This is a genomic window from Fulvivirga kasyanovii, from assembly GCF_009711405.1.
Classification (GTDB): domain Bacteria; phylum Bacteroidota; class Bacteroidia; order Cytophagales; family Cyclobacteriaceae; genus Fulvivirga; species Fulvivirga kasyanovii.
In genome coordinates, this window is the sequence record NZ_SMLW01000629.1 from 14,552 (window position 1) to 29,514 (window position 14,963).

Here is a 14,963-nt window from a genome sequence, read left to right on the forward strand (position 1 = left end):
CAATCCGTACTACAATAGTCTAAAACACTTTACTCATGCAAAACCACTTCGAACTTTCCGATGCAGAGTTTGCAGGTCAGTTTGCCGGTTGCCGGCTTGATCCTGCTTTGTTTAATCATGAAGCCCACCTTAGGCTAGCGTGGATTTTGATTGATGCTCATGGTATAGAAATAGCTATTGAGAAAATACAGGAGCAGCTTCAGGGTTTTGTAGACCATGTAGGTGCTCGGGATAAATACAACAAGACACTGACCATTGCCGCCACTAAAGCAGTTTATCACTTTATGCTCAAGTCGCGGTCAGACAATTTCAGGGATTTTATAGAGGAATTTCCGCAGTTAAAATCGAATTTCAGAGGACTGATGGAGGCACATTATGCCATTGATATTTTTACTTTACCGCAGGCCAGGGTTGAGTTTTTAGAACCTGACCTGATACCCTTTGACTAGCCGGTATAGTCTGTTTTTTATTTAAAAATGCCCGATATACGATCTTAAAATCCTGAATTTCGTTTCGGTAGTAGGAGTATGGTTACCAAACTAACACCGGAAGCAAATAAGGTGTACTTCATCAATAAGTACACCATGATTCACATCCTTGAAGGAATGGGCAGCATTCAGGTGGATTTCAAAAACTTTCATGACTGGGATGATAAGCTCATCTTTCTTGAGAAAGGGCAGTATATTAAGTTCTTATCCGACGGATTTATAGTCAGGAAGATCGAGTTTGAAGATCAGGATATATTCAGGAACCGGGAATTCAGGGTGCTGTTTAAGCACCTGGTTTCTATAGGGTACATCAATTTTGATGAATGCACCGACTGCCAAAAGTATCTTGAGAGTTCAATTCTTTCCAAACCTGCCGAAATCCTTGATATCTCCTCCCGGCAGTGGTATTGGCAAAATCCATTCAACGCGAAAAATGATGAGTACCACATCATATTTGACGTTAAAGATATTGTGGATAGTCAGTACAGGAACCACCTGAGGAATGACGAGATAGTTAAGCTTCTGGATCAGTACGACCTTAACGCACAGGCCATTTATACGCAGAAGGTAGGAGTTACGATCAGTAAAATGCTTGCCAATAAGCGTTTGACAGAATCAAAAAAGGAAATTTCGTTTACCGATAAAAGCATAAAGGAGATAGCCTACGACTTTGGGTATAAAGACCCTGCCTATTTCAATCGTGTTTTCAAGTCCAATACAGGACATACTCCTGCCGAATTCCGAGCAAATGCAGGGTTTGATGAAAGGGATACTTTCGTAAATGATGTATTGGCCCTGCTGCATGCATTTCATGGACAACAGAGAAATGCAGGCTTCTATGCCGATAAAATGAACCTGTCGGTAAAAACCTTGTCCCGAAGAGTAAAAGAGAAACTGCAAGTTTCTGTAGGCCAGCTCATCAGGCAGGAAATTATTAAAACAGCCAAAAGATACCTGAAAGCAGGTATGCCGGTCAATGAGATAGCCAGAATCCTCAATTTCGAAGAGCCTAACCATTTTTCAGCCTTTTTCAAGCAATACGTTGGCCTGCCGCCATCAGAATACCCAAAACAAAAAGTACAATAGAAGGGGAATTTTCTGTAGCCAATTCCCTGCGTATACTCCTCACCTTTACAGTGTTGAAATTTAATAACAAACACACTGTTTATGGATTTGAAAAATCATGTTAAAGAAATGGATGACATGGTATCACAAGGTGATATTGTGAATGCGGTAAAGTATTTTGCCGAAACCGCCACCACATCCGATTACGGCAAAGTTACCACCGCCACCAAAGCGCAGATGGTGGAAAAGATGGAAGGTTTCACCAATGCCATTGCCAGGGTCAATAGCATAATCCATCATCACTCTATTGTGGATGGAGATGTATCGGCCTCTGAGTTTACGTTCGACTTCGATATGAAGGATGGCAGTAGCATCTACTGGCACGAGATCATACGGAGGAGCTGGAGCCCTGAGGGGCGGGTGATGCAGGAGGTATATTTTGATGCTAAAAATGACAAGCCATGAACCTTAGGTTTATTTCTCCGACATTCCATGGCATCATCGACTACACCGCTGCGGTGGCTTTGATTGTAGTGCCGTTTATGCTGGGGCTGGGAGACTCTTCTATTCTGGCCCTTTGGCTTTCAGTCACTACCGGCTTAATTGTTATTCTTGTCAGTACCAATACTATTTACAAGTATGGGATATTTCAAACTCTGAGCTTTAATGCACACCTGGCTATTGACCTGATGGCAGCTACCACGTTTGCTATAGCTCCTTTTGCACTTGGTTTCGAAGGTATCGATATGTATTACTACATAGCCAATGCCGTTGTGGTCTTTCTGGTTGTCGCTTTGAGCGACAATTGCGAACCTGTAATTAATCAATAATCTTAAACTTTATAAAAATGAAAAATTCAGTTAAACTATATACTTTGACCTTTGCACTGTTGATAGCAGTATCAGGTATGGCGCAGGATAAAAAGGCTTATAATATTGATAACAGCAATATCAGCCTTGAGGGATACAGCCCGGTTTCATATTTAGACCTGGGCCTGGCGCAGAAAGGAATTAAGCAATTTAAATCCGAATACGACAAAGTAGTTTATTACTTTACCTCAGCGGAGCAAAAGGAGGTTTTTGACAAGAACCCGCAAAAATACCTGCCGCAGTATGGAGGCTATTGTGCCTTTGGGGTTTATGCAGGAGCTAAGTTTCGTCCTGATCCTAACAAGTTTATTGTAAAGGATGGTAAATACTTCCTGTATCTCTATAATCTTGAGCTGGACGCACAACAGCTATGGCTGGCAGAAAATAACCATAGCAAGCTGATGAAAAAAGCTGATGAGAACTGGAAAAGCCTAAAAAATACTTATAATTAAAAAGCCTTGGCCGAAGGTAAGAACACTTGCCTTCGGTTTAATATACTTTTTGCAATATAGGTTCATGGTGCTCAACCACCAGGCGGCTAATTTTATAACAGGTTAATTTAAAAGATTCGTTAGAAAGATGTTTTGACAATAGCCGGAGGAGAATACAGATATTAATTGAAAGTGACTTAATTATGGACAAACTACTGGCTGAAATACGAAGTTGTACCCTTTGCCTGCCCCATCTGGAGCATGGAGTAAACCCGGTACTGGCGGCACATAAAAACAGCCGGATAGCTATTATCGGTCAGGCACCGGGAAGTGTGGTACACCAAACAGGTGTGCCTTGGGACGATAAAAGTGGAGAAAGGTTAAGGCAGTGGTTGGGCATAAGCAAGCCTCAGTTTTACGACCCGCAACTGATGGCCCTGATACCCATGGGATTCTGCTACCCCGGCAAGGGCAAGTCGGGAGACCTGCCGCCCAGGAAGGAGTGTGCGGCTGCCTGGCATGATAAATTGTTTCAGGAGTTGGAGAATCTGGAGCTTACCCTGTTAATTGGCTCTTATGCACAAAACCATTATCTGAAAGACCAACAACTGGCAACACTCACTGAAACCGTTAAAAACTTTCATGCTTACATGCCGCATACTTTTGTATTGCCCCATCCGTCACCACGGAATAACATCTGGATAAAAAAGAACCCATGGTTTGAAAGTGAACTGCTTCCCGAATTGAAGCAGCTCGTGGCATCTATCGTGAACAAATGAGCAGGTGACAACTGAGGAATGATATAGTTAAGCCAGGCTCAGGATTTTTTTATTCACCTCGCTGTAAAAAGGCATTTTAAGTCCATACCGGTTGCTTTGCTCAATAATATAATCAACCAAAAACTTCTTTTCAGTAGCATGGCCACCCTCAAAGTCCAGTTGTAGTGATGATTTCGCAGCATACGGGAATTTTGTAAGCATGCTTTTTGAGTTTAAAATATCCTCCCCCGTTAGCTTTACACCCTTTTGAGCTGCAAGGGATTGTACTTCCAGCATCATTTTTTCCAGCACATTCATCAAATGGTCATCTTCCAGCAGTTGTCCGAAAGTAATATCGTAAGCCGTGGTGATGGCTGCTACAGGAGCTACAAAAAGGTATTTTTTCCATAGTACAGACTGAATGTTTTCTTCGAAAGTAACATCCAGACCTCCCTCAGTCAGTAATTCGGTCAGCCATTGGTACTCACCGGCCGGCGCTCCTCCTATGAAAATTTTACCGGGGCCGCCAACATGCTGAATGTGTCCCGGCTTTTTTACGTTGGAGGCCACATAGATACAACCTTCGATTACCTGCCCCTGGTCTGTATGCTTGCGAATGATCTCTTTGCCATTGACTACATTTTGCAGGGTAATAATTACCGTATCCTCACCTATGCAGCTTTTATAAGCTTTGATCATGCTTTCCAGGGAGTATGATTTACAGGCAAGAATAAGTACATCCGGATGGCCAATAGTTTCAGGGTCGTCCGATGTCAGGTGAGGCTGTACCGTTTCCTTGCCCTGGGCGGATTCCAGTGTCAATCCCTTTTCTATTATGGTGTCTTTGGTTTCATTTCTACAAATAAAGATAACCTGCACCTGTTCACTGTTATGGTAATTTTTTGCCAAAGGAGCGCCTATAAAACCTCCTATTCCTCCTATTCCGGCTATTGCTATTTTTTTCATGCTCAATTTTTATGGGTTAAAATATGCTGGCAAAGTAAACGGCTTAGAAGCAATGTGCGATTGTATAAATATAGGTTAGTTTTGTATAAACAAAGGTCTTGAAATGGACAGAACATTTTTTATTTACCAGGATTTTGAGGTCTACTCGGTAGATGAATTTTCGTGGCAGAAAGATCAGCACCGGCATAACTTCTTCGAATTGCTTTTTATAGAATTTGGGAGAGGTACCCATGTGTTAAATGCCAATCAACATCAATTTAAAAGCAGAGATATTTATTTTTTGACGCCGGGAGATGTACACTCATTTAAAACCTCAGAACCTACAAGGTTCCATTGCCTGCGTTTTTTGCCAGGGTTTTTTAACAATGAGCAGGAAATCGATGAATTGGAGAAACTCTTTCATTACCATAATCGAACAAAAGGACGATTGACCATAGAGAATGCCGACAGGCTGTTTGTGGAGTCGTTAATATTGAAAATCATCCAGGAAGCAGCCCATCATAAAAAAAGGCACTATGAATTGATCCGGTACCTGATGCATTCTGTTTTGCAGTTAATTCTCCGGTATGGGGCTGTAGATGAAAATGTCCCTGTTGGAAAGCCTACAGAGGATCTTAAGGTCGATAATATTTTGCGCTATATACGCGCAAATATTGCCAATCCGCAAAAGCTAAGGAAGAAAGCAATTGCTGACCGGTTCAATGTTTCCGAAAATTATATCGGAGAGTATGTGAAAAAACATCTGAATATATCGCTGCGCCGGTATATCCAGGAAAGCAAAATGCATATGATCAGGGAAAGACTCACGCAGAGCGACCGTACTTTTTCACAAGTAGGAGCTGAGCTGGGTTTTGCCGACAGCAGTCATTTTCACCACTTCATATATCAGAATACGGGTATAACCCCATCGGAATTCAGAAAAACATTAAAACAATAGAGGGGTGAACTTTGCAATGTATTGTACTGTATGATCATGGTATGGAATTTGAGCCTTGGCGGAGAGACCTCATTTTTAGTTGAAAAGCATTAAATTGTTTGTGATCGGCACATGATCCTCATTCATGTTAGATATTTAGCTTATTTTTAGTCAACTATTAGGTTAGGGAAAAGGGGATTGGAATTGGATCAGTATTTTTTATTATTGTTGAAATTGCTAAAGTCAAAATCATATTATCTGTTAGGTATTTCATGGGTGCTCCTGGGGATTGCCGTTGTACTTTCTATAGGATTTGTAAACAGGCAGAAGCCCGAAGAGGCCAATGTACGTGAAATTCAAAATAACCTGGACAAAGAGGTCACTAACCTGCAAAAACAGGTAGTGCCGATCCTTGAGATCCTCGAAAGGGATGAAAATATTGATTTCTCAGATGTGCAGGCATCGTCCTATGCGTTCTATATTTTTAAGAATGGCCGGATGGTTTACTGGTCAGACTACCGCTTTGTACCCGACTACCGGTACCTGAAAGGTGATTATAACCTGAAACTGGTCAGGACACTTAGAAAAGATTTCCTGTCGCGAAGATGGGCCATAAATAACAGCGACTTTGAAGTTTTTGGTGTCATTCCCCTGCACAATGACTATAAGATCGATAATAACTATGTGCAGTCAGGGTACAACCGGGATATTTTTCCGGCCCAGGACCTCGCCATTTATAACCTGCAACACAAGGCAGGCCATGAGGTATGTATTAATGGAGGTGATTGCCTGTTCAAAGTTGACTTTCAGGAAGGCTATGTGCAAAAGAACCTGGTGATAAACATTGCCACCATCGTGTTGTATGGCTTAGGAAGTCTGTTCCTGCTAATCTTTGTGATGGGCAGGGCCAGGGAAATGGCCAGGGGCCATATAGAATACAGCCTGCTCGTTGTCGGAGGCTCTTTACTTGTGATAAGGATACTGATGTTGGTATTCAACTTTCCGGACTCACTGGTACAAACCTCCCTTTTTGATTCCAGGCATTTTGCATCGTCCTCCTTCAATCCTTCTTTTGGTGACCTCTTCCTTAATATTTGCAGCTTGCTCGTAATAGCAGTGATCTTATTCAGGTATTATCACAGCTCACAGTTTGTAAAATATATTCTTAGAACTCCGCAGACAACGAAAAGGGTTGTGGCTATTATACTGGGAGGCTTAATGTTCCTTACCTTTCATTATCAATACCTCATTTTTCAAACGGTTTATCATAACTCGCAGATCACCTACGACATCAACCAGACCATACGCTTTGATGGAAACAGGGTCATTGGATTTGTGATTTTCATTACCAATACGGCCATTGTTTTTCTGTTATTCCATGTTCTGTTCAGGTTACTACAGGCTATAAGCCGGGATGTACGCTTTGCTATCTATAACTTCCTTGCGGGAATGCTGGCCTTTGCAGTGGTCAACTGGCTTATCGGGCAGCAGTTTCTTCCGGCAGTGATTGTTGCCTCATTGTTTTTTACCATCCTGACCGTTACCAAACTGCCAAAGTACATCTCCAGGCTCAGGTACAACACCTTTCTTTACCTCTTTTCGGGTATACTGGCATCTTCACTGATAGGCACTTTAGCTATTTACGAATTCGAACGAGAACGTGAGCACGATCGCAAAGTAAAGTTTGCCAACCAGTTTTTAATTGAGAATGATAACCTCGCCGAGTTCCTGCTTTCGGAAGCAAATGAAAAGATCAGGGAAGACGTTTTCATCCAGAGCAGGATGTCCAGCCCTTTCCTCTCCAAGGATATTGTGAAGTCCAAGATAAGGCAGGTATACCTCAGCAACTACTTTGATAAATATGATGTGCAGATCTACCTGTACAATGCCAATGGGCAGCCATTCGAGAGCACACCCGGCAGTCTTATGCCCAGCGAGATCAAGAAGTTTAATGTGGAAGAGTATAAAACCCCTTATGACGGTGTTTACTTCATCAACAGGCTGGGGCTGAAAGCATCCAAACGGTATCTGGATTTTATAGAAGTGAAAAAAAGAGGGATTCTTGTCGGGTACGTGATACTCGACCTGAACCTCAAGCGAATAATTCCCGATAACGTATATCCGGAATTACTGGTGGATAACCGCTTCCTATTTCCATATCAGAATTCAAATTACAGCTATGCAGTCTTCATCGGCGGAGATATAAACTACCACTCCGGCGACTACAATTATATTGTGGATTTTGATACTGAAGACCTGTCAGACCCGGAGCTTTTTGAGAGTGGTATCAAAGCAGGGGGCTACAGGCATTTGGCCGTTAAGGACCAAAAAGGCAGGATTGTGGTGATCAGTTCCAACAACCATCCGTATTCTGACCTGGTTTCAAACTTCTCTTTTCTCTTCCTGATCCAGGTGTTCATTATACTGTTAATGGCTGCGGGTTATGCATTTTATTTTAATTTTCAGAATACCAGCCTGAACTATTCCGCCAAGATACAATTGTACCTTAATGTAGCTTTCTTCCTGCCCTTGTTTGCTGTAAGTATTACTACCCTGAGCTTGATTAACTCATCATTCAAAAAAGAGGTCAATGAAGAATATTACCGCAAAGCAGAAAGCATCAGCAGTAATATTAGCGATGATCTGGATGAGTTTATGCGAAGTGTTGATGTCGATCATGAAGACCTGCCCAAGCAATTGTCGGAGGTTTCGAAATTTGCAGGGGTTGATGTTAACCTGTTCAGTATCAGGGGTAAATTACTGGCATCCAGCCAGCCTATGATCTATGAAAACAACCTGCTGTCCCGGTTCGTAAACCCTGTGGCTTATGCCAAAATAAAAGAGCAGGGCCACAATGCCTATGTTACCAGGGAATCCGTAGGCAAGCTACAATACAATACCACATTTTATGGCGTAAAATCTTTTGATACCGGTGAGCTGATAGGTATGGTGAGTATACCGTTCTTCCAATCCGAATATGCCCTTGAGCAAAACCAGATTGAAGTATTGACCAATGTGATCAACATATTCACTATCATATTCATTGTGTTTTTAATGATCTCCTATCTGGCGGCCAAGTGGCTCACGTTCCCACTGGTGTTTATTACACAAAAACTAAAGAAAACTACCCTTACCGCCTTCAACGAGCCATTGGTATGGCATGCCGATGATGAGATTGGCCTGATGGTAGGCGAGTACAACCGCATGTTGATAAAGCTCGAAGAAAGTAAAAAAGCACTTGCCCGAAGCGAGAAAGAATCCGCATGGAGAGAAATAGCCCAGCAGGTGGCCCATGAGATCAAAAACCCGCTTACACCCATGAAACTCACTTTGCAGCACCTGAGCAGAAGGCTGCAAGGTAAGCACGAAGACGATGAGCTGGAGAAGCCTATCAATAGTTTGCTACAGCAGGTAGACACCCTGAATGACATAGCTTCCTCATTCAGTTCATTTGCCAAAATGCCTATTCCCGAACATGAGCCGTACGAGTTCAGCGCCGTACTTAGGAATACGGTCAACCTTCATAGCAGCAGGGAGAATGTTACCATTCATTTACATATGCCGGAGCATCCGGTATATACTGTAGGTGATGAACAGTTGATGGGACGCATCATTTCCAATATTATTATTAATGCCATACAAGCCAAAGAAGGGGAGATCCTGACCATTGAAGTAATGTTGAGTGAAATGAAGGCGATGAAATTGTTATTGGAAATAAAGGACAACGGACCAGGCATTGATGAGTCAATCCACAGCAAAATATTCATACCCAATTTCAGCACTAAAGAAACCGGTTCAGGGATTGGCCTGGCTATTGCCAAACACGGGGTGGAGCATGCAGGAGGGAAGATATGGTTTGAGACAGAGCTTGAAAAAGGTACCTCATTTTTTATCGAATTGCCAACCGTTAATTAAGTGTTAAGGCCAATTATCATATTGGTTGCCCTTTGTTTTATGGCTTTGACAGGCTTTGGCCAGAAGGCAGGGCAGAAATGCAGGTGGGTGAAACAATTTGACCGCCCCTTGCAATTAGACAGCCTTTCCATTATTCCCAATACCCTGAAAATACAGCATAGCGACAGTACAGCATTTTCAGTTGATCATAACATGAGCCGTGGCGAGGTCACTATCAATACTCAGCAACCGGTGGACTCGGTGCTGATATGCTATGAGGTCTTTCCGTTCAGCTTCCATCAGCAATATTACCACCGAAGCCTTGAAGTATACGACTCCAATGCCTTTTTTAAAGACCCGGTAAAGCAGGAAGACCAGCTATTGAAGCGGGAAGAGTTGTTTGCCATTGAAGGACTCAATAAAAGCGGAAGCATCAGCCGGGGTATCTCATTTGGTAATAATCAGGACGTTTTCGTTAACTCTACCCTCAACCTGAACCTGGAAGGAAAGCTGACCGATGACCTGAACATCAGGGCAGCCATCACAGATCAGAATGTGCCCTTCCAGCCGGAAGGAAATACCCAGCAGCTCCAGGATTTTGATAATGTTTTCATCCAGGTTTATAATGATAACTTCTCCGTAACTGGTGGTGATGTAGTGCTAAAGAACAAGCCGTCCTACTTTATGAGGTACTACAAAAATGTACAGGGCGGCCTGGCTGAGGTGAATTATAACCTTACTGACAGCATACGGGCTACCACCTCACTGGGCATATCTGTTGCCAAAGGGCAGTTTGCTTCCGTCCTCGTGCCTGCACTTGAAGGTGTACTGGGCCCATACCGGATACCCGGACCCAATAATGAAAGCTTTGTTATCATACTGGCCAATTCGGAGCGCGTATTCCTGGATGGAGAACAACTGGTACGTGGCTTCAACAACGATTATGTGATCGACTACAACAGCGGAGAGATCACCTTTACCAATCAAGTGCTGATCACCCAGTTCTCAAGGATCAGGATAGACTACGAGTACTCCGATCAAAACTACAGCCGCACCATCACTGCGGCAAACCACTACCAGGAGATGGGTAAGCTGAGCCTTTTTGTGAATGCATACAGTGAAAAAGATAACCGCAACAGACCTTTGCTGCTGGATCTTACCAATGAAGATAAAATTCTGCTCAGCAATATCGGAGACAATCTGGACCAGGCCGTGATATCCTCCGCCGACAGTGTAGAATATAGCAATGAACTGATTTTGTATGCACAAGTAGATACCACTGATCTTGACGGCACTGTTAGGGAAGTGTACAGGTATAGTACAGATCCCGAAAAGGCCATGTATAAAGTCACTTTTTCCAACGTAGGGTTAGGCAATGGCAGCTACGTACAAGCCCAAACCACAGCGAACGGAAGAGTTTTTGAGTGGGTGTCGCCTGTCAACGGTGTACCACAGGGGCAATACGAACCCGTGATCAAAATTCCAGCTCCCAATAAAAAGCAACTGGTCAATATCGGAGGTGAATACAAGGTCAATAAATTTGAACGGATATTTTCCGAGGTAGCTTTTTCCGATCGGGATGTAAATCTCTTTTCTGAGCTGGATAGTGACGATGACAAAGGCTTTGCGATCAAATCAGGGATTATTTCCGAAGGCCGGCCGGCCGGCTTCTTGCCAGACTACAAATGGACCCTGTACGGCGACTTTGAGTTCGATGAAAAACATTTCAAACCAATAGACCGGTTCAGGTATATTGAATATGACCGGGATTGGGGGTACGACCCAAATACGGACCGACGCCGGGCAGAAGACAGGATAGTGAATGCAGGGGTGTCTTTAAGAAAAAATGCAGACAATGGAGCGGCTTATGATATCAGCTACAGAAATCGTCCCGGACAGGTGGACGGTTTTCAGCATCGCGCCAGGTTTGACAAAAATCTGGGCAAATTCTTTCTAAAAACCTCTTTATTCCGGCTGGACACCGAGCAGGACTCCCTGGCTGAAGCTTGGACGAGGTATTCGGCGGATATTTCATACCGGTCAAAGTGGGTGGTACCGGGCTATATACGTCAGGTTGATAAAAACAGGGTAGAATCAAAGTTGTCGGATTCAGTGGTGAGGTCAGCCATGTATTTTGAGGAGCATGCCTTTTACCTGCGCAATGGTAAAGCATCGCCGATTGATTTTGAGCTCAGGCACAGCATCAGGGAAGATAAGAAACCACTCGAAGGCGTTCTGACCGAATATTCAAGCTCAAATACCAGTCAGCTTACAGCAGGGAAAGATTTAGGGAAGCATAAAATCAATGTGCTTTTTACCTATAGGAACCTTGAGAATTATCTTCTCGGTGAAGATGAAGAAACCGTATCCGGTCGCCTGGATTGGCAAAGTATCTGGCTGGACAGGCACATCAGGTCTGACCTTACCTATACCATATCAAACAGCCGCGAGCCCAGACGTGAATTTGTTTACATAAAAGTGCCTCCCGGGGAAGGCACCCACACCTGGCGTGACCTGAATGAAGACGGTGTTCAGGACCTCAATGAGTTTTTTGAAGCCATTAATCCTGACGAGAGGAACTATGCTAAGATATTTGTGCCTACCAATGAGTTTGTTACGGCTTTTCAAAACTTGTTCATCTACCGGGTCACCCTCGAGATGCCCAGGGCGTGGAGAAAAGAGAAGGGCTTAAAGAGGTTTTTAAGTAGTTTTTCTAACAATACCTCCTGGTCGGCCGATGTAAAAACAACAGACAGTGATCTGGATACCAGGCTTTTGGCTTTTGCAAAAGGAAGTGAAGGAGGGGAGCTGCTGTCAGAGAAGAATATTTTGAGGTCAACACTATTTTACAACCGCACTAGTCCCAAGTTTGGCGCTGAGGCAGGCTATTTCAACTCAGGCCTGAGGCAGCTTTTGCAGGGAGGCTTTGAGTCCCGCGATATAGAGGAGTATACATTTGGTGTGAGAGTGAACCTTTCAAGGGTCTACAGCCTGAATATAAAAACATCTGCCGCGACTAAAGCTGTAAATTCTGATTTTCTCGAAGGAAGAAATTACCTGATAGATTCCCGAAAGATCAGCCCTGAAATAGCCTGGCAACCCAAGGGAAACATTCGTATTTCTGCACAATACGGCTACGAAAGCAAAGAGAACAACTACACCTCAGAGTCACCGGAAAGCGCCTACCTCAGCGAATATATCCTGGATGTTAAATTAAACAAAGCAGTTAAGAGTACCTTCAATGCCCGGCTCCGGTATGTGGAAATTGACTTCCAGGGAGAGGAGAACAGCCCCATAGGTTATGACTTGCTCAATGCCCTGCGTCCGGGAAAGAATATTTCCTGGGGCATCAACTGGCAGCGAAAAATAACCACTGGCCTCCAGCTCAATCTCAGCTACGATGGCCGTAAATCCGAAGACGTGGATGTGATACACATTGGCCGCGTTCAGGTTAGCGCCCTGTTTTAGGATTAAGCAGAATTTCTGGGGGAGAGCCTAAATTTTCACCTCTTTGCTGACAGACAGTAGTTAACCAGCAATCGGCAAAAGCAGTAGGCTCGTATAATGATAACAATGAGCGCGGTTTTACTGATTTTTAATGGCAAGTTTTACATTACTTGCTTTACTTTCCAGTCCATTTACTCCACAGGTTTTACGTTTGTTCCCTGTTTTAAGCTACATGGCTTTAGGGGTTGTAATTTTTTTTAGCCTACATACAACCATTTGCCCACCTCAAAACACTAACTTATATCACCTATCGATATAACACATGTATTCGGAAAAAGAACTTACTGATCAGTTTGTTAAAAGCGGGAGCGAGGAGGCATTCCGGGCACTATACCGCCTGAAAACTCCCGGCCTCTACCGACTGGCGCTTCACCTATGCCGTCAGGATCAGTATTTGGCAGAAGAAGCTGTACAGGAGATGTGGATCATAGGGGTAAGAAAGCTGAAAGATTTTCAGTGGAGGTCTACGTTACAGACCTGGCTTACCAGTATCCTGATCAATGTAATAAGAAGCCAGCAGAGGAAACATCCAAAGCAGCAGGACGATTTTGAGAAAAGTATACAGGGAAAGGAAAATGTAGAGATACCGGCGGTATTTACCGCTTACGATCTGCGGGAGGGCATTTCGCGGCTTCCGGATGGCTATCAGCAGGTGATCATCTTGCACGATATAGAAGGCTATACCCATAAAGAAATAGGGGAGATGCTGAACATCAATGAAGGCACCAGCAAAAGCCAGTTGTTTCAGGCACGCAAAGCCGTGCGGACTTATCTAAGTGAAAAGCATATTAAACCACATCAGTCATGAATAACCAAGAGCAACTAACACCGGCTGAAAAAGAGGTATTTGAAGCCTTAAGGCAGCCAGTTCAGCCGGATATTCAATTGGAAGATCGCGTAGTAAACGCATTGAAGGAAGAAGGGCTAATAAGTACCCATTCAGGATGGAGGCAATGGACATTGAGAATAGCTGCCTCCATAGCATTGCTGGCTGTAGGCATTATAATCGGAAAAATAACATATTCACCCATGGAAACAACATCTCAATTTAACTACATGCTTGTACTTTATGAAGACAGCAGGTTTACACCCTCCGATCCGGAGGAAATGTTTACGGAATACTCAAAATGGATGACGGGCATTCAGGAACAAGGCGTAACCATCGATGGTCAGGAAATGAAGCCGACCTCACTGTTCCTGGAGCCTGATGGCAGTCAGGTGACTACGGAAAACGAACGCCGGGTAGGTGGCTATTTTGTGATCAATGCCACATCACTGGACCAGGCAATAAAAATAGCCAAAAACAGCCCTCACCTCAAGTATGGTGGAAGTATAGAAGTGAAAGAATTTATGATCAGATAAATTTTAAAGCATATGAAGCAAATAATCATTACATCAGTCATAATATGGAGCATTTCACTTGGCCATCTACAGGCACAAACATCCGATGAGGAGGAAAAACCTTCTATCCCTATCGAAAAACTTGAATGGCTCAAAGGATATTGGGTAGGAGACGGCTTCGGAGGTATATCAGAAGAAATATGGACCCACGCGGAAGATAACACCATGATGGGCATGTACCGGCACACCAAAGATGGCAAAGTTACCTTCTATGAATTCATGCACCTGACACCCGAAGGTATGAAACTAAAACACTTCAACCCAGACCTCACTGCCTGGGAAGACAAAGAAGACTTTGTGAAGTTCCCTTTAATAGAAGTCACCGAAGACAAGATCATTTTTAAAGGCCTTGAAATATGGAAGAAATCCGAAGATGAAATGGAAATGTCACTCCGGCTCAACCGCAACGGAAACATTGAAACCGAAGTATTCCATTTCAAAAGATCGAAGCTTTGAGCTATCGGAATAACCAAATTTCAGGGGAGGAACTAACCTTTTGGCTCCGTTTTTTACTCTTTCCAAGTAGAGTCTCTCGTAGAGGACTCTACGCCCATCGAGGCAGAAACTGACATGATAATAGGCATTAAAAACAGTTAACTTCCTATTTTAGCTGCCCAAAAGTAAGACACATTTCAAATGCCTGCTTGTTTTGTCCCTACAGGACAATC

Annotated in this window: 13 protein-coding genes; 12 read left to right on the top strand and 1 reads right to left on the bottom strand. The window is 43.4% G+C overall.

Annotation, left to right across the window (positions count from 1 at the left end; genetic code table 11):
* Positions 1-35: 35 nt before the first annotated feature.
* The 6 genes from E1163_RS21195 to E1163_RS21220 all read left to right on the top strand — a co-directional run bounded on the left by E1163_RS21195 (position 36) and on the right by E1163_RS21220 (position 3,632).
* A complete protein-coding gene (locus E1163_RS21195; protein WP_155174467.1) occupies positions 36-449 on the top strand; it encodes a hypothetical protein in 414 nt (137 codons plus the stop codon).
* Positions 450-527: 78 nt separating this feature from the next.
* Positions 528-1,574 (top strand): AraC family transcriptional regulator, encoded by a 1,047-nt coding sequence (locus E1163_RS21200; RefSeq protein WP_155174468.1) that lies wholly within the window; start codon positions 528-530, stop codon positions 1,572-1,574.
* An 81-nt stretch (positions 1,575-1,655) separates the two neighbouring features.
* Positions 1,656-2,018 (top strand): hypothetical protein, encoded by a 363-nt coding sequence (locus E1163_RS21205; protein ID WP_155174469.1) that lies wholly within the window; start codon positions 1,656-1,658, stop codon positions 2,016-2,018.
* Positions 2,015-2,383, top strand: coding sequence for an SPW repeat domain-containing protein (locus E1163_RS21210; RefSeq protein WP_155174470.1), 369 nt, complete (start codon positions 2,015-2,017; stop codon positions 2,381-2,383). The genes E1163_RS21205 and E1163_RS21210 overlap by 4 nt, the downstream gene beginning before the upstream one ends.
* A 17-nt stretch (positions 2,384-2,400) precedes the next feature.
* Positions 2,401-2,874, top strand: a complete 474-nt coding sequence (locus E1163_RS21215; protein ID WP_155174471.1) for a YHS domain-containing (seleno)protein — start codon at positions 2,401-2,403, stop codon at positions 2,872-2,874.
* A 182-nt stretch (positions 2,875-3,056) separates the two neighbouring features.
* Positions 3,057-3,632 carry a uracil-DNA glycosylase family protein gene (locus tag E1163_RS21220; RefSeq protein ID WP_155174472.1) on the top strand — a complete coding sequence of 192 codons (576 nt, stop codon included), beginning with the start codon at positions 3,057-3,059 and terminating at the stop codon, positions 3,630-3,632.
* Between the two features lie 27 nt (positions 3,633-3,659).
* Here E1163_RS21220 and E1163_RS21225 read toward each other — a convergent pair whose 3' ends face one another.
* Complete coding sequence (locus tag E1163_RS21225) at positions 3,660-4,577, bottom strand: ketopantoate reductase family protein (protein WP_155174473.1); 918 nt, start codon at positions 4,575-4,577, stop codon at positions 3,660-3,662.
* A gap of 103 nt (positions 4,578-4,680) precedes the next feature.
* Between E1163_RS21225 and E1163_RS21230 the strand changes: the two genes are divergently transcribed.
* The 6 genes from E1163_RS21230 (at position 4,681) to E1163_RS21255 (ending at position 14,751) form a co-directional block, all read left to right on the top strand.
* Complete coding sequence (locus E1163_RS21230; RefSeq protein ID WP_155174474.1) at positions 4,681-5,514, top strand: AraC family transcriptional regulator; 834 nt, start codon at positions 4,681-4,683, stop codon at positions 5,512-5,514.
* 213 nt (positions 5,515-5,727) lie between these two features.
* The gene (locus E1163_RS21235; protein ID WP_155174475.1) at positions 5,728-9,408 is read left to right on the top strand and encodes a sensor histidine kinase; all 3,681 of its coding nucleotides are present in this window, start codon (positions 5,728-5,730) and stop codon (positions 9,406-9,408) included.
* Positions 9,409-12,855 (top strand): hypothetical protein, encoded by a 3,447-nt coding sequence (locus E1163_RS21240; protein WP_155174476.1) that lies wholly within the window; start codon positions 9,409-9,411, stop codon positions 12,853-12,855.
* Positions 12,856-13,156: 301 nt separating this feature from the next.
* Positions 13,157-13,702 carry an RNA polymerase sigma factor gene (locus E1163_RS21245; protein WP_155174477.1) on the top strand — a complete coding sequence of 182 codons (546 nt, stop codon included), beginning with the start codon at positions 13,157-13,159 and terminating at the stop codon, positions 13,700-13,702.
* The gene (locus tag E1163_RS21250) at positions 13,699-14,256 is read left to right on the top strand and encodes a YciI family protein (protein ID WP_155174478.1); all 558 of its coding nucleotides are present in this window, start codon (positions 13,699-13,701) and stop codon (positions 14,254-14,256) included. Before E1163_RS21245 ends, E1163_RS21250 begins: the two co-directional genes overlap by 4 nt.
* A 12-nt stretch (positions 14,257-14,268) precedes the next feature.
* Positions 14,269-14,751, top strand: coding sequence for a DUF6265 family protein (locus tag E1163_RS21255; RefSeq protein WP_155174479.1), 483 nt, complete (start codon positions 14,269-14,271; stop codon positions 14,749-14,751).
* The last annotated feature ends 212 nt before the right edge of the window (positions 14,752-14,963 follow it).